This window comes from Argonema antarcticum A004/B2 (genome assembly GCF_023333585.1).
Taxonomy (GTDB): Bacteria; Cyanobacteriota; Cyanobacteriia; order Cyanobacteriales; family Aerosakkonemataceae; genus Argonema; species Argonema antarcticum.
On record NZ_JAIQZN010000052.1, the window covers coordinates 36,530 to 52,769 of the forward strand.

The window sequence follows — 16,240 nt, forward strand, 5'->3', positions numbered from 1 at the left end:
TCTAGATGTTGCAGATGGAAACCAATCGCTTCCTGATATTGTCCTAGAGAATGGTAAGCAGTGCCTAAATTACCAAGAGAACCACCTTCACCACTACGATCGCCAATTTCCCTCGCAATTTCTAGATGTTGCTGATAGAAACGAATCGCTTCCTGATATTGTCCTAGAGAATTGTAAGCATTGCCTAAACCACCAAGAGAACCACCTTCACCTCTCTTATCGCCAATTTCCCTCGCAATTTCTAGATGTTGCAGATGGAAACCAATCGCTTCCTGATATTGTCCTAGAGAATGGTAAGCAGTGCCTAAATTACCAAGGGAAGTACCTTCACCAAGACGATCGCCAATTTCCCTCGCAATTTCTAGATGTTGCAGATGGAAACCAATCGCTTCCTGATATTGTCCTAGAGAATGGTAAGCAGTGCCTAAATTACCAAGGGAACTAGCCTCACCTCCAAGATCGTCAATTTCCCGATAAATTTCTAGAGCGTGCTGATGGTGTTGGATCGCTTGTTCATATTGTCCTAGAGAATCGTAAGCATTGCCTAAACCACCAAGGGAATTAGCTTCAAACTCGCGATGATTGATTGGTTGTAAAATTGCTAGTGCTTCTTGATAGTAATTAATAGCTTTCTCATATTGTCCTAGAGAATGGTAAATATGGCCGATATTACACAAAGAACCACCTTCACCACTACGATTGCCTATTTCCCTGGCAATTTCTAGATGTTGCTGATAGAAACCAATCGCTTCTTGATATTGTCCTAGAGAATCGTAAGCATTGCCTAAAGATGTGAGTGCAGCAAGGAATTGCCACTGTTGAAAATCGTCTTTCGGTTCCTTAAAATCAACTAACTGCAAATAGAGTTCAACCCGCCTCTTATTATAACCACGCAAATCTAAAAACTTATTGCAAAAATTCAATATATCGAAGGCTAAAGAATACTGTTTTAGTTGACACCAATGATAGAATATTTCTAAATATTCTGTCACGTCGTCTAGGGACTGCCAGGGTTTGTTTTTAGTATTTAAGAGATAGTAGTTTATAGCTTTTTGGTGTGCAGCACTTAAATCCGTTCCTTGCTTTTGCAAATATTCCTGCACCAACGGCTGAAATTTGTAATAGCTTTTATCTTCAGTTTCCAGCAACAAAGAACGGTTGTATAATTCCCGCAATGCCTTCACAATTACGAAATTATCAACAACTTGACCCTCATCTTTACCAGAAGAAGCTTCGGAATTACTCCCCTCTCCTCCCAGGAGAGGGGTCGGGGGAGAGGTCAACATCCTCCCCGCCGCCCGAACATCAAACGGTAGGCGATAAACACTCAAATTAACCAAAAAATTCTGCTGTTCCTCACTCAAACGTTGCAAATGCTGTTGCAAAATCCACTCTAACCGCGCATCCTCCTTATCCCGATGCGAACCTTCCGCCTGACGGTATACTAAATCAAACTGCTGTAAACCCAATTCCGCCACACCACTTAGCCGAGAATCGCAGTATTGCCGTAAAAAACCAGCCACTAGCTGCAACGTCAGGGGGTGTCCATCCACAATCGCCGCAAAAGCTGCCAATTCCTCAACCGTTCCCTGAATCTCTAACTTTTGCAACAATTTCGCCCCATCGCTGGGAGTCATCCCCGCCAAAGCATACCAATTGCTTTCTGCTTGCAACAGTTTTGGCTGTTCTTGGGTAGTCAGCAACAGGGTACTCGTTTCACCCTGTTGCAACCAGCGACTAAACAATTGCTGGTATGCTGAATCTGGGAACTCTCGCGCCTCATCCAGCAGCGTTTCCAAATTATCAATTACCAGCAAACACCGTTTCTGACGCAGACATTTCAGCAAATCGTTTATCAGTTGGGTAGTGTCGCCAGTCTGGGTAACGCTTCCCCCCAAAGTTGGTATCGTCTTTTCGGCAAATGCGGCAAAATCCGGCTTTTGGCTGACATCCGCCCAGGATTTAGCTGCAAAGCCAGAATTTTTGTAGAGATACGCCGCCAGAGAAGATTTCCCGATTCCTCCCAAACCTTGGATCGCGATCGTACTAATATTGGGATTTGCTAACCATTTTTGCAATACTTCCACTTCCTCTTTTCGCCCCACCCAATCCTTCAGACTCGGCGGCGAGTCGATAACGTTAACGGAATATGGGCGATTTGGGCTACCAGAGGGTCAGTGGTTATTATTGATAACATCGCCAATCTGCCCAATTGACTCAGCTTTAGCTTGAATACTTTTCGGGCTGTTAATATTATTCTGAGTCAGGTTAGTATCTTCCTGCTGGCTAACGTTAATCTCCTGATTAATCTGTTGCGCCAATGTCTGAACCTCATTAGCAAACGGCTTATCAGTTCGCATCGCCGCATCCAAAAATGTCGCCACCCGTTCCACATTCGCCGGAAAGGGATTTTGCTGCACTTCGGCTAAAGCTGCTTCGGCGTCTGCATTTCCCGTCAGCTTGTGCAAAATCTTATCACGTAAAGGTTTCAGCTTTTCTAAACCCGCTTCGATACTTTTACCAACCGCAGTTTCCACCAATTTGCCAAAAGCGATTTCTGCGATCTTTGCTGCTGCCAGTTCAAGTGCCATAAGTTAGAGATTGGGGATGGTGTCATTTTAGTTTTACTCGATCGCCATCCAGTCCGCCAACACCGATCGCACCCAAAATCAGCAACAAGCTACAAACCATACCCTAACAGTTAGGTAAAATTTTGTAGGTAAACAGGCATTCCGCCCAGCCTGCACAAGCTAGAAGAAAGATGACCGAAGATCCTAATTTTTATCAAACCAGCCCAACTCAGCCAGATTTGCCCACAGAGAGTCCAGAAAGTGGTAGTGACAATGGAAGCTTTGCCAATCAGCCTCGCACTGGTGAATTTTCAGCAGCTGCGGGGACCAGAGAACCAGAAAGGTTCCTGTCTAGCCTTGCACAATCGGAAATTGCCATCCAAAAAAATGTCGCCGCCGCCTCTGTCCCATACCGTTCCGCCTCCTGGATTATCGTATGCGCGATCGCCCTAATGTTCGTGGGAATAATCCTCAATAACTTCTTCCTTGGCATATCCGGATCGACAGTCGCCCTACTCCTATCCCTGCGACTAATGTGGCCTCTCCTACAATCCTGGTTAAATGATTTGCAGCCCCACGAGCGATCGCAGCTCTTAGGCATCATCGGCTTTTTAGCCGCCATATTAGGCTTATTCAAATTTATTGGTGTTTACCAAGGCATTAGCCGTTGGCTGGAACGGATTAAATGGGATGAATTCGGTTCCTGGGCAGAATGGACTGGCGCTTTAGGGCAAATTATGATCGCCGTTCTCGCCGTCTATATTGCTTGGCGTCAATACGTCATCTCCAAAGACTTAACCATTCAGCAAAACATCATCACCCAACAACAAACCATCGATGCTTACTTCCAGGGCGTCTCAGATCTAGCATTAGATGACGAAGGAATGCTAGAAGATTGGCCTCAAGAACGAGTCTTTGCTGAAGGACGCACAGCCGCCATTCTCACCAGTATCGATGCACAAGGTAAAGCCAAAGTCCTCAGATTTTTGTCCCAGTCCAAATTACTCAGCCCCCTCAAACGCGATCAGCACTTAGGACGAGCCATCCTCAATGGTTTCGGCGGTTACGAAGAAGACCGCGAATATGGAGTGCGAGTCATCGATTTGGGCGTTATGCTAGCTGGAGCAAACCTTTCCTATACCGATCTGCGTTGGGCTGAACTCAGCGAAGCCAATCTCGTCAGAGCCAATCTCAGAGCCTGCGATTTGGCACACGCCAATCTTTCTCGTACCATTTTGTACGAAGCCAATCTAGTCGGTGTCGATCTCAAAGGAACCCGCTTATTTTACGGTTCTGCCAAAACCGCCAGCCCCCGCAGCCGCACTGTATTGGCCGACTATCAAACTGGGGTTCACACAGGAGCCGTGGTTGAAAAGGCCGATTTTACAGGCGTTCAGCGCTTATCTGAAGAACAGCGCTATTACTGCTGCGCCTGGGGTGGCTCCCAAACCAGAGCCACTATCCCGGGCGGTTGCGAAGGCATTCCCAATAAATTAGGCCGATGATATAGCTAGGGACTATAAAAGTCAAAAGTCAAAAGTCAAAAGTCAAAAGAAGAAACAAGAAAGAAGATAGGGGCTTTCTTGCTAGGGAAAGTTTTGAGTTGTAGGGGCGGGTTTTGTTGATGATTATTATGTTTCGGCGCTTTCTTCACTGCTAAACCCGCCCCTACAGAGTTTTGAGTTAAAAGAGGGGCTAGGGAAGAGGGGCAGAGGAGAAATTTTCTTGACAACTGACCACTGACAACTGACCACTGACAACTGACCACTGACCACTGACAACTGACAACTGACCACTGACCACTGACCACTGACCACTGACCACTGACAACTGACAACTGACCACTGACAACTGACCACTGACAACTGACAACTGACCACTGACAACTGACCACTGACCACTGACAACATTTCAAATCTGAAATCTAAAATTAAATTAAATCCAAGAGGGAAACCACATTCTGATTTGAAAACTTTGCGGCGATAAAGGCAATCCTAAATAGACTGGTAACCAGAAGACAAACGCTACTAAAATCAGAAAGATAGCAGTAACGCCCATCGCCCGCAGTCGAGGTCTTGGGCTGTGGAGCCAGCGTTCTACCAGCCACGCCAAGGCCAAAAATGCGAAGATAACTCCACCCATATATAAATAGATAAAAGTGCAGCGAGTCACCTTGATCCAAGGCAAAAAGTTAGCGGCATAATTCAGCACCAAGTAAAGCACGCACCACAATTCTTTTTGCCCAGGAAAGTAAACGGCGCTTCTATCTAGATTCCCAGATGTTGTAACCCAAACCCAGACGCGCTTAGCCAGTTCCCCAACCAACAGCAAAATTGCGATCGCAGATAACCACCATAAAGCCGGGTTTCCCATCGCATGAACATCGTAAATAACTTTCGCAGTCCCGGCAGGCAAAGGCGGCAAAGATGGAACAAATTCTGTGGTATTGCTAGCAGTTTCGTAAAGATACACTACCGGACGCACTATCAAAGGCCAACTGTACCACTTGGAGCAGTAAGGATGAACCTTCGGCCCATTTTGCATTCGTTCGTGGAATCCCAGGATTTGCTGGTGCAATTCCCAAAATCCTCTTTCTGTGTTGATCTGTAAGTGAGGAATCCAAACTAAGTAGTAGATTAAGGCCGGAATGACACCAAAATAAAATAAAATCTCTAATAAATTAACCCGCGTCAAATTTTGCAGTGGTGACTGCCCCTCTGCCCCTCTGCCTTTCTGCCCCTCTGCCCCTCTCCCTCTCTGCGCCCATCGCATCGCCCAAGCACAAATCCAAATCAGATAAATGCCCAACAAAAATGCCAGTCCATTCCACTTAACCCCTACAGAAGCCCCCAAACAAATGCCGGATAAAGCTAACCAAACCCAGCGTCCACCACGCTGTTGTTCGAGTGCTGACAGAAAAAACAATTGACCCAAAAGTCCAAAGAAAACCAAATAAATGTTAATCAGAGCGTAACGGGATTCAACTAGAAATAAGCCATCGCAAGTTGTAAATAAAGCGGCAATCAAAGCATAACTGGGGCGGTGAGTCAACTGATAAGCTATTCCCCCCACTACTAGCGGCAGCAACGAGCCTGTCAAAGCATTCAGCCATCGGTAACTAATGGGCGAAAGCTCTGTACCCGCCAAGCTATTGACTGTATCTTGGCCAAAATGAAAATAATTTCCTATTGATATACCAAGTGCGATCGCATATTTGCCCAAAGGCGGATGGGCATCAAATAAAGGAGTATGAGTTAAGTAGTTATAGGCATATTTAACATAATAAGTCTCATCAAATACCAGTGTGTTGAATCGGCTCAATCCCCAAAAGTGCAAAGCTAGTGACAGCAGAAATACACTCGCCATCCCCATTCCAAACGAGGGAACAAGCTTTCTGAAAAAAGTCATTCGATTTTGGATTTTGGATTTTAGATTTTGGATTGACCCCACGGATGAATCCGGCGGGCGACTAAATCAATAATTTCAAGGGTCGTATAGCAACCTTCTCGGCAGTTAGGAGGTGCTTAATTTCTGAAACCCTTGAAACACGCCCCTAGCCCCTAGCCCCTAGCCCCTAGCCCCTAGCCCCTAGCCCCTAGCCCCTAGCCCCTAGCCCCTAGCTATAAATGTCGATCGTCTGTCCCGTTTCAGCTGACCGGCGGGCAGCATCAGCCACTTTGAGGCTATACAAGCTGGCATCTGGAGTCACATACAGGGGCTTTCCCTCTAGTAAGCGATCTAACACCATAGTGGTTTCTTTGGCAAATAAACCACGGCGACTGCCTACCTCAATGGGGGTCGTTTCCTCGCCCCGCACCAATTGACCTCGATCGCCATCAAAAATAAGGCTGCCTTGCTCTCCATAAACCTCAAAAGGACGTGCTGCCTGCCAAAAAGTTTCCCCTTTACCATAAGTTACCTCAGCCACCAACCCACTGGTAAAACGCAATTGGGCAGTGCAAAGACAGGCGGTGTAAAAAGAGTGCTGAGTGCTGAGTGCTGGGTGCTGAGTGGGTAAATCTTTTTGCGTTCCGGGGGATGATTCGGCGTCCCAAAATCGACTTTGACAGCTAACGCTCTTTACTGTCCCAAACAAATCTGTCAGTCGATGGATGCGGGAAAGGGCCCCACTAAAGGGAAAGCCAAATAGTGTTGGGTTGTAAGTCCACTTGCGGGGTGCGGGTCTTTGGGGGTTAATGGTGCTGTAGCGGGCATAAAATGCCGTGCCAATTTCCGGTAAGTATTGCCGCAGGGCCTGGTGCAGTCCGCCTAGCAGTTCGATATGCTCGACGTGCAGGAGTTTGCCCCTACTTTGCGCTAAAGCAATCAGCTCTTCGGCTTCGGTAGGGTTCAAACAGAGAGGATATTCTACCACAACGTGCTTACCTGCGTCAAGAGCAGCACGTGCGATCGGGCCATGTTGGCTATTAACAGTGGAAACAATCACCAGATCCACATGAGATAGCTCTACTAGCTGCTGCCAATCCGAAAAACCTTCAGCTTGGAACGTTTGACAGAACGACTGCGTTTTTTCTGGTGTATGACCGGCAACAGCTACTAGATGGCTTCGGGAATCGGATTGCAAGGTTTCGGCTCGTAGTTTGGCCGCATAACCCGTACCGACCAGCCCCACCTTCAAGGGCCTTGTGACAGAAAAATGGGCAGGAGCATTCATCACTTGTAGGAACTAGGGGCTTTCTTGCTAGGGGCTAGAGACTAGAGACTGGTGAGCTTCATAACTCATAACTCTGCCAATTTTTAGTCCCTGCGGGTGACCGTCCGCAATAAGTATAAGCAATTAGGATGAAATTAAGAAAATTAATTACGAATCCCGTTGGCTGAAACTGCGAATTGAGTATCAAAATTCTTAACTTTTCCCGTAGTATCAAAAAGTGAAGCAAACCTGAAAGCAGACCCGCGCAAAACTAACTTGCTAGGGCTTCTTAAGGAAAACTTATATTGCCGTTTAGAATACGCGAGAGGACTGCTACATGGCTATGACTTACAAGGTGACGTTAATCAACGAGACCGAAGGCATAAACTCGACCATTGACGTCAAAGACGACGAATATATTCTTGACGCTGCTGAAGAACAAGGACTTGACCTGCCCTATTCTTGTCGCGCTGGTGCTTGCTCGACCTGTGCTGGCAAAATCACCGCAGGTGAAGTTGACCAAGGTGACCAGTCCTTCCTGGATGACGATCAGATCGAAGCTGGGTATGTGCTGACCTGCGTAGCTTACCCCAAGTCTGACTGCACCATCATCACTCACCAAGAAGAAGAACTGTACTAGAGAATCCAGCTCTTTTAGGAATCAGGAGGCAAAATTTCTCCCGACTCCTGGTTCCTGACTCCTGGGTCACTGGGCCTGCCAAAAGCTGATGGAATCGTTAAGGGGCTGGATTTGAGTGCCGGGATAATAAAAGTTCAGAATCTGCTGACTGGACCAACCCAGATTCCCTAACTGATAGGCACCCGTTTGACTCAAGCCGACGCCGTGTCCGTATCCACCCCCGACAAAGGCGTAGCCCCATAGAGTTTGGTTGTCTTTTTTGACGGGATCTAGATAAAACAGCGTGCTGATCGGAGCGAGAAAGGCGCTGCGAACCTCTTCTTTGTGGAGTTCGATCGCACCCAGATCGGTCTGCACAATCATTTTAAGGATACGCCCGCTTGGCGATCGCTCCACCACCTGCATCTGCTGAACCACTTTAAACTTGGCCAGCGGATGTTTTTTGTCTTCAAGATACTTCTGCAACTGCTGCGCCAAGTCTGGAAGGCTGGTTTCTTTGCGCCAGCGAAACAAGCTCTTGCCCTCTTCGTTGAAGCCTTTCTGCAAGTTGATGAACTGCCGTAAGTTTCGATCGTCTGCCAAAGAATCGCGACCCAGATCCCAAATATTGCTCACCGCATCCACCACCGGACGTAGATAAGGCCGCTCCGAACCATTCCAAATATCTTTGAAGGAAGCGGTGACGCCCCCAGTTGTGGAAGAATAAACTGCATCGATCAACTCGTTATTGTAGACGATCACTAACCCTTTCGTGGCTGCGATCGCTTTATCCGTCTGGGGGAAAACACCGCTGAGTCCGTAATAAACTTGGCAGTGAATGTCCGCAGAAAGTTCGTAACCATCGATCGCAAATCGGCGTAAGTTCCGCAGGGCGTAAGTCCGCGCTAAAATCGTCTGGGCTTCTAGAGCCGCATAAGGTGCCCTCGCTCCAATTTCATTCGGCACAACCCCCCGCAAATATGTCTCTAGGGGTACTTCATTGACTAAGGTGTAGGTGCCGTAAGCGTTAGGCTGGAGTCGGAGAACTCCGACGAATATCCGCCCAGTTCGATCTTTTTTACCCTGATATACCTGAATCTTATTTCGATCGGATACGATCTCTAGGTTTTTGCGGTTGTAGCGCAAACCATTCACCACCCAAGACGGCTTTGGTTCCTCTTTCTTAATTTCCGTATCCAAATAAGCCGTTTTAAAGCCTTGGGCTTCCAAACTCTCAAGCAGCAACCGTCGCCGCAAGGGAGTACTATAAATATCCCGTTTGGCCCAAACCTGCCAACGTCTTGGCTGAGCTATTTCGACTTCAATCCCTTTTGCACGCCACTGCTGGGCACTATCTTCCGCTGTCTCGAAGTTTGGGTGAGTACTGAGGACAACTTGCTCTTCCACTTCTGGCACTGCTAGCGGTTGCATCTGTATTTCCAACTTCATGCTGTTCGCCAAAACAGTTTGTGGCTGCATATTTCCAGCTAGGAACCGCAATGTCAAGCTAGAGCCCTCTGTCGCCTTCAAAGTCAGCTCATCCTCTGGTGTCGCACCAAATCGCTGCACAATCCCGACTTTGAGTTCCACATCCCCACCCACAGCCGTTGCTCGCACGTCTGCTGTGAGTCCTACCAAACAAAACACTGTTACCGCTGTACGCCACCAGTAACCCACCCATCGACCGTCGCGATCCCAGGTTAGCATCAAAATCTCTCTGAGGATACAAGTAGTTCTCTGCATTAGCTGCCTCGCGATATATCTTTTTTGATCGAGCATAGCTTTAGGCTTTCTATCTATGTAGTCCCTTATTCCATCCTTTGGGAACGTGGTCTGTAAAACGCTGTTAGACTTTCGAGAAAGTTAATCGGCTCAAAAGTTGGTAAATAGCAACTTGAAGTCATAACGAGTATGATTAAAAGGTAGAGACTTAGGTATGGAAGCAGTAACAAGCCTGATGGTTAGAATACAGGAAATTCCCCTACGGCAGATTCATCGTCCCCTGATCCGACAGACCGATCCTACAAAAGTAGACGCATTAGTGGAATCGATTCGATCGATCGGTCAGCAAGAACCAATCGACGTTCTCGAAGTAGACGGACAATATTATGGCTTCTCCGGTTGCCACCGATTTGAGGCTTGCCAGCGACTGGGCCAAGAAACCATCCGTTGCAGAGTCCGCAAGGCTCCCCCCTCTGTTTTACGGATGCACCTAGCCTGAGTAAAAAAATTTCATTCCTAAATGAGGACAAAAATATGCAACTTCACGACAAAGCTATACCAGTAAACATCGGCATTGACAAACAAGCTCGCCAAGAAATTGCCGAAGGACTGTCTCGCCTGCTAGCGGACACCTATACACTTTACCTGAAAACCCACAACTTTCACTGGAACGTCACAGGCCCCATGTTTCAGACATTGCATTTGATGTTCGAGACGCAGTACACTGAATTGGCTCTAGCCGTGGATCTAATTGCGGAACGAATCAGAGCTTTGGGCTTTCCGGCTCCAGGAACTTACAGCGATTATGCAAGATTAAGCTCGATTTCAGAGACAGCAGGCGTTCCCAAAGCCCAGGAAATGATCCGCCTACTCGTGGAAGGTCAAGAAGCTGTAGTGCGAACCGCTCGCTCTATCTTCCCTAGCGTTGAGGGGGTGAATGACGAACCAACTGCCGATCTCTTGACTCAGCGGATGCAAATACACGAAAAGAATGCTTGGATGTTAAGAAGTTTGCTCGAAGAATGAACCAGTCTCCGCTTCAAGACTACACCCACCAGCTGCAAAGTTTAATGCAGGTGGCGGGTGTTTCTAGTTTTAAAGCTCTCAGTCGCAAGGCAGGTGTCTCGGAACGGCAGGTAATGCGGTTGCGGCGAGGAGAGGTGATGCAGATGCGCTTAGAAAATATCCTCAAACTCAGTCAAGCTTTGGAAGTGCCGGTGAGCGAGTTATTGGCAACTTTTGGGGCTTGCCAAATAAATTGGACTACAGGATCGCCAGAAACAGCACCAGCATTACAGCAGGAGTACGAACGGTTGCTAGAGCAAATGGAGGAACAGCGACAATCTTTGATGCAGGAATTTGTGCAGTCAAGTCTGGAGGTTTTAGAATCTTGGCTCATCCAGTGGCCCACAGCTGCTTATGCTGCTGGGCAAAATCAAGCGCTACCGGCTGTAAAATTGCTGCCGTTGCTGCGACCTGTGGAACAGCTCGTGCAACAATGGGGTGTGGAGGCTCTAGCACCCGTGGGAGCAGAGTTGCCTTACGACCCCCACCAGCATCAGCTGATGGAACTTACGGCGCAACCAGGCGATCCCATCAAGGTACGCTACACTGGCTATCGACAGGGCGATCGACTCCTCTACCGGGCCAAAGTTAGCCCAATCCAATCTGTTGAATGGTAAACTACCCACCGAATCGTCGGAGTACCGACTCTAGCGGGGGCTTTTAAGAGAAGCCCAGAGTTTACCCGACTAAGTACATTTCGGCAAGCTCAATGCGTGCCTTGTGTACTACGTTTTAGAAGCCATCACACCTACGGATACGTTCGCGCAAGCGTGCCGCTAGGCAAGCCAGTCTGTAGCTCTGTGGTTAACGATTAAACAGGCATATTGGGTCGAAGCCAGTGTCGTTAACGTGACAAACTTCTAAAACATTGTCAAGGCTAACATTACCCGCAAGGAGACTCATTCGTGAGTAAAGTTTTCGTTCTAGACACCAACAAGCAGCCTCTTAATCCCATCCATCCAGGTAGGGCGAGAATGCTGTTATCCCAAGGGAAAGCCGCCGTATTTCGCCGCTATCCTTTTACACTAATACTGAAAGAGGAGGTGTTAAATCCTGAAATAAGACCACTTCGAGTCAAGATTGACCCAGGAGCAAAAACCAGTGGATTAGCATTAGTCAACGACAACACTGGCGAGGTTGTTTGGGTTGCTGAACTTCAGCATCGTGGTTTTCAGATTCGCGATACTTTAACTTCACGTCGCCAGTTAAGACGTTCACGCCGCCACCGTAAAACTCGTTATCGGCAGCCTCGTTTTCTTAACCGCACCCGTTCAAAAGGATGGTTGCCACCGTCTTTAAACAGTCGAGTAGCTAACATCTTGACTTGGGTTAAGCGTCTATCGTCACTGTGTCAAATTACAGCTATCTCTCAAGAGTTGGTTAGATTTGACACGCAACAGATGCAGGATGCAGAGATTAGCGGGGTGGGTTATCAACAAGGGACGTTAGCTGGCTACGAGATGCGTGAGTTTTTGCTTGAGTTGTGGGACAGAACTTGTGCTTACTGCGGCGCAAAGGATACCAAGCTTGAGATTGAGCATATCAATCCTCGCTCAAAAGGTGGCTCTAACCGTGTCAGTAACATTAGCCTAGCTTGTGTGCCTTGCAATCAGAAAAAAGGTAGCCAAGATATCAAAGACTTCCTTAAAGGTAAGCCTGATTTGCTCAAACGAATTCTGGGGCAAGCTAAAAAACCTTTGGCAGATACCGCAGCCGTCAATGCAACCCGATGGAATCTCTACGAAAACCTAAAACAAACAGGTTTACCCGTAGAGGTTGGCACAGGAGGACGTACCAAGTACAACCGCACCATTCGAGGCTTAGACAAGACTCATTACTGGGATGCGGCTGGCGTTGGAGCGTCAACGCCAGAACAGTTAATCACGACAGGTGTCAAACCTCTACTAATTGCCGCAAAAGGACATGGAACTCGTCAACAATGCCGTACTGATAAATGGGGGTTTCCGGTTCGTTATTGCTCTAGAACCAAATTTCACAAAGGTTTTCAGACTGGTGACATCGTTAAAGCGACTGTCACTTCCGGCAAAAAGATTGGGACTTATGTTGGACGAGTAGCAACTCGCGCTACTGGAAGTTTCAATATATCCACAAAAGATGGACTGGTTCAAGGAATCAGCCATAAGTACTGCAAACACATTCTTAAGAAGGATGGTTATTCCTATGGACAGTGATTTGGATATTTTAGGGGGATTGACCCCCATAAAATATCCCCCGTTTCCGACCGCCGCTAAATCAATGCGCGGTACTCACCTACGGCTCGATGTGTCCGCGCTGATTATAGCGGGGGTCTCCACGGGGGAAGAAAGATGATAATAAAGCTCCTCTCTATGCTAAAGTCAGATGCGTAGAGTTTGAGCTTTAATGCCCATCTCTTTAAATTGAGCGAAAATTAGCGATAAATATAGACAAGCTAGGTTATTTATCGATCACCTGTGCTTTGGCTCTAAAAATCTTGACAAACTGATTTCTAGACATTATGAATCCTGTTTTTAAAGTTATTCAACCCGCTGGAATTTTAGATAGTGCAAAAGGTAGTGAATTTCGCCAGGAAATTGGCGAAATTGTGGAAAATGGAGTAAATATTGTGTTGATAGATTTCCAGGATGTCACCTTTATGGATAGTTCTGGACTGGGCGCTTTAGTGTTAGCCTTGAAAACAGTTCGTGCTGCTGGAGGTAAGCTTTTTATTTGCTCGATTAATGAGCAAATCAGAATGTTGTTTGAACTCACCAGCATGGATCGCGTCTTTCAAATATTTCCCAACCGAGATGAATTCAACAACACAATAGGCTCGCTCAGCTAGTCCACCAAATTGATTGTCAGCACTCCTAGCCCAAGCGTGGGGGCTAGTTCATAGTTCAATCAAAATTAATCTCTAGTATAGAGACATCATCATCAAAAATGTCTTTAGAGTTAATAGCCTCAACTTCTTGCAAGATCTGGTCTAAATTGGACTTGCCGTCAATTTTAGAGTTTTTCAGGAGATTGATGAAAGGATCGAGACCCCAGATAGTATCGTTCGGTTGCGGGATTTCGTAAATCCCATCACTGAAAATGTAAAGGGTACTGGACGCCTGTATGTCGCAGAATCGATCGGTAAATAGGACATCCTCGAACATACCAACAGGCATACCGGGCGTTTTCAGGCGTTGGATTGATTGCGGCGTTCCCGATAGCAAGACTGCTGGGGGATGTCCGGCGCTGGCATAAGTAAGTTGACGCTTAACTCGGTTATAAACGCCATACCAGATGGTAAAATATTTATCGTTTTGGGCAGTCATCTGAAAAGTGTGATTTAAAGCGCTCAAAACCTGGCTGGGTTGAGAGTAATCAAGATTGGGAAGGGTTTGCGATCTGAGCAAATTCATCACCGAAATGGAAGGGAGGGCAGCTTTCAACCCGTGTCCTGCTGTATCCATTAGGTAAATCGCCAATAAATTCTCATCAAGCCAGAAATAATCGAAGCCATCGCCTCCCAGACTGGTGGAGGGAATATACTTTCCTTGGATTGCGATCGGCCCCTTTAATGGTTCTGGCAGGAGACTCCGCACGTATTCAGCCGCCTCAGCCAATTCCGCTGCCAATTTTTGCTTTTCGGTCTGCAAGTCGTGGTTGAGTTTCTGCAAGGCGTGGTTGAGTTGGTGCAGTCGCAGTCCCGATCTCACCCGCGCTTGCAACTCATTGATCTCGATCGGTTTGGAGATAAAATCATCCGCGCCTGCATCTAGCCCCTTGACCCGATCTTCCACCGAATCCAGGGAAGTCAGTAGAATGAAAATCGTAGTCGATAACTTTGCATCTGCCTTTACTCGACGGCAGACTTCTATGCCATTCATCCGGGGCATCATCCAATCACAAATAATCAGCGCCGGATGTAACTTCTGCGCCAGCGCTAAGCCTTCTTGTCCATCCTTTGCCGCCGTTACATCATAACCCTGTTTTTTCAGCAGTCTTGTCAGCACTAACTGTATTGCAGGATCATCATCAATAACCACAATTTGAAACATGGATTAAAAATGATACCATTCTTCTAATATTGAAGCATCCCTCAAAAGATAAGAAAATTTCATTCTCTGCTAAGTAGTTTTAAGATACGACACTAGCACAGATGCGATCCACATCAAGCAAAGTTACTGTAAATTTAAGAATCACCTCCGAGTTCTGGTTTTCTTGAATGAAAGGGTTTGTCAAATTGCCAGCATCCCGTAAAAGTCATTTACAACTTCACACAGATCTCAAGGCTTTACCTCAAGTTCTGTCGTGGTTTGAGCAGTTGTATAAGCCGCCAATAACAAAAGAAGTATGGTTGCAATGCCAGCTCGCCTTAGCTGAAGCCTTTACTAATGCCGTTCGCCATGCCCACAAAAATCAATCATCAGAAGTTATTATTGATATTGAAGTGACCATATTGGACGATCGTATAGAGATGCGAGTTTGGGATTATGGCCCACCTTTCGATTTAGAGGAAAAGCTAGCTCAGATGGTTAGCCATGAGGAAAACGATTCTGAAGGCGGGCGGGGTCTGCAACTGATGAAGAATATAGCCTCAAGTCTAAGTTATACTCGCAATGCTGAGAATCGCAATTGTCTGTTGATGGTGAAACATTATGGTGATGATAACGGATTGAGCCAGCGTAGCACTACCGATTTTAGCTGATTGAATTCTCGATAGATTTCTTGCTTGACCCATTGACCGATCGCATCGAAGGGAGAAAAGTCCTGTCCGCTTCGCCAGCTGATATCTTGACCCAAGGGGGTCAAATGGTTTCCGGTCAGGCTTAAAGCCGTTACCATATCGGGAAAGCGTTTTTGCAGCAACTCGGTTAAAGGGGATGTTTGGTCGATCGTATCTTTGGTAAATTTAACCAGGAGATTGCGCCGGACTTGGTAGCCTTTGGCGATGAGTTTGTTGGTTTCTGTTGGCGAAGGCGTAAACTCGACATTGAAACCAGGATTGAAATTTAGCTGTTCGACAAAGGGGATGGCGTCGCGTGCGGCGAAGTTATTGAAAGAAATTAAGATATTTCCGGCCCGATCGACTGGAAAAAGACTACCTATAAGTAAATGCAGCTTGGAACCCATGCTGTGTCCGATTCCGTAAGTTGGGAGATATCGGCGTTTCAATATAGATTTTGTCCGCAATTCATCTATGGTGCGATCGAACTTATACAGTACATCTTTAGCGATCGCACTATGATCCAGAGTATTGACAAACGGAGTTGCAATCACTGCGTATCCCTGGCTTCCCAAGTGTTCCAATAATAATCTATAGGTGACTTGGGGCGCAGTCGCCACAAAAGCACCGCCCAGGAAATGGATAATTGCTTTGGGATGCGGGGGGATGTACACCCAGTTACCAGAAACTTCCTGCCAGTTCATACCGAGAAGAGATAGTTCACACCTCTTCATGTTAAAGCTTGTTGCGTGGGTTGACCTCACCCCCCTGCCCCCTCTCCTCTGGAGGAGAGGGGGAAAAGGACTAGACGGATTTGAACGTGGATGTACGGCGATGATTTATAGCAACTTTAGGGCGATTAAGGCAACTCCAACTGTTACCTTTAGTCCATAATCCCTTACTTCGTCAAGCTT

16 protein-coding genes are annotated in these 16,240 nt (G+C 46.9%); 8 read left to right on the forward strand and 8 right to left on the reverse strand.

Translation table 11 applies throughout. The features are described from left to right. Positions 1-2,105: tetratricopeptide repeat protein (locus LAY57_RS20830; RefSeq protein WP_249068796.1), on the reverse strand; the 2,105-nt coding region annotated here is incomplete at its 3' end. 69 nt (positions 2,106-2,174) lie between these two features. Beyond that, on the reverse strand, positions 2,175-2,591 hold the full coding sequence (locus LAY57_RS20835) for a hypothetical protein (RefSeq protein WP_249068797.1): 417 nt from the start codon (positions 2,589-2,591) through the stop codon (positions 2,175-2,177). A 170-nt stretch (positions 2,592-2,761) separates the two neighbouring features. Between LAY57_RS20835 and LAY57_RS20840 the strand changes: the two genes are divergently transcribed. Continuing rightward, positions 2,762-4,075: a pentapeptide repeat-containing protein gene (locus LAY57_RS20840; protein ID WP_249068798.1), complete on the forward strand. Its 1,314-nt coding sequence runs from the start codon at positions 2,762-2,764 to the stop codon at positions 4,073-4,075. Between the two features lie 190 nt (positions 4,076-4,265). On the opposite strand, the gene LAY57_RS36565 is transcribed toward LAY57_RS20840, so the two are convergent. The 3 genes from LAY57_RS36565 to LAY57_RS20855 all read right to left on the reverse strand — a co-directional run bounded on the left by LAY57_RS36565 (position 4,266) and on the right by LAY57_RS20855 (position 7,245). Next, the gene (locus LAY57_RS36565; RefSeq protein WP_420839105.1) at positions 4,266-4,442 is read right to left on the reverse strand and encodes a hypothetical protein; all 177 of its coding nucleotides are present in this window, start codon (positions 4,440-4,442) and stop codon (positions 4,266-4,268) included. A 63-nt stretch (positions 4,443-4,505) separates the two neighbouring features. Next, positions 4,506-5,978 (reverse strand): dolichyl-phosphate-mannose--protein mannosyltransferase, encoded by a 1,473-nt coding sequence (locus LAY57_RS20850; protein WP_249068800.1) that lies wholly within the window; start codon positions 5,976-5,978, stop codon positions 4,506-4,508. Positions 5,979-6,186: 208 nt separating this feature from the next. Beyond that, the gene (locus LAY57_RS20855) at positions 6,187-7,245 is read right to left on the reverse strand and encodes a Gfo/Idh/MocA family protein (protein ID WP_249068801.1); all 1,059 of its coding nucleotides are present in this window, start codon (positions 7,243-7,245) and stop codon (positions 6,187-6,189) included. A gap of 322 nt (positions 7,246-7,567) precedes the next feature. Between LAY57_RS20855 and LAY57_RS20860 the strand changes: the two genes are divergently transcribed. Then, complete coding sequence (locus LAY57_RS20860; RefSeq protein ID WP_249068802.1) at positions 7,568-7,864, forward strand: ferredoxin; 297 nt, start codon at positions 7,568-7,570, stop codon at positions 7,862-7,864. A gap of 66 nt (positions 7,865-7,930) precedes the next feature. Here LAY57_RS20860 and LAY57_RS20865 read toward each other — a convergent pair whose 3' ends face one another. Further along, a complete protein-coding gene (locus tag LAY57_RS20865) occupies positions 7,931-9,586 on the reverse strand; it encodes a SpoIID/LytB domain-containing protein (protein WP_249068803.1) in 1,656 nt (551 codons plus the stop codon). A 193-nt stretch (positions 9,587-9,779) separates the two neighbouring features. Here LAY57_RS20865 and LAY57_RS20870 point away from each other — a divergent pair, with 193 nt between their 5' ends. The 5 genes from LAY57_RS20870 (at position 9,780) to LAY57_RS20890 (ending at position 13,454) form a co-directional block, all read left to right on the forward strand. Then, positions 9,780-10,064, forward strand: coding sequence for a ParB N-terminal domain-containing protein (locus tag LAY57_RS20870; protein WP_476727019.1), 285 nt, complete (start codon positions 9,780-9,782; stop codon positions 10,062-10,064). A 35-nt stretch (positions 10,065-10,099) separates the two neighbouring features. Continuing rightward, positions 10,100-10,591, forward strand: a complete 492-nt coding sequence (locus LAY57_RS20875) for a Dps family protein (RefSeq protein ID WP_249068804.1) — start codon at positions 10,100-10,102, stop codon at positions 10,589-10,591. After that, positions 10,588-11,247 carry a helix-turn-helix domain-containing protein gene (locus LAY57_RS20880; RefSeq protein WP_249068805.1) on the forward strand — a complete coding sequence of 220 codons (660 nt, stop codon included), beginning with the start codon at positions 10,588-10,590 and terminating at the stop codon, positions 11,245-11,247. The genes LAY57_RS20875 and LAY57_RS20880 overlap by 4 nt, the downstream gene beginning before the upstream one ends. A 288-nt stretch (positions 11,248-11,535) precedes the next feature. After that, a complete protein-coding gene (gene iscB / locus LAY57_RS20885) occupies positions 11,536-12,822 on the forward strand; it encodes an RNA-guided endonuclease IscB (protein ID WP_249068806.1) in 1,287 nt (428 codons plus the stop codon). A 305-nt stretch (positions 12,823-13,127) separates the two neighbouring features. Then, positions 13,128-13,454, forward strand: coding sequence for an STAS domain-containing protein (locus tag LAY57_RS20890; protein ID WP_249068807.1), 327 nt, complete (start codon positions 13,128-13,130; stop codon positions 13,452-13,454). A 55-nt stretch (positions 13,455-13,509) separates the two neighbouring features. On the opposite strand, the gene LAY57_RS20895 is transcribed toward LAY57_RS20890, so the two are convergent. Beyond that, a complete protein-coding gene (locus LAY57_RS20895; RefSeq protein WP_249068808.1) occupies positions 13,510-14,658 on the reverse strand; it encodes a PP2C family protein-serine/threonine phosphatase in 1,149 nt (382 codons plus the stop codon). 167 nt (positions 14,659-14,825) lie between these two features. Here LAY57_RS20895 and LAY57_RS20900 point away from each other — a divergent pair, with 167 nt between their 5' ends. Beyond that, entirely contained in the window at positions 14,826-15,308 is a 483-nt protein-coding gene (locus LAY57_RS20900) for an ATP-binding protein (RefSeq protein ID WP_249068809.1), read from the forward strand. On the opposite strand, the gene LAY57_RS20905 is transcribed toward LAY57_RS20900, so the two are convergent. Then, positions 15,257-16,030, reverse strand: a complete 774-nt coding sequence (locus LAY57_RS20905) for a DUF1350 family protein (RefSeq protein WP_249068811.1) — start codon at positions 16,028-16,030, stop codon at positions 15,257-15,259. The genes LAY57_RS20900 and LAY57_RS20905 overlap by 52 nt on opposite strands. Positions 16,031-16,240 lie beyond the last annotated feature (210 nt).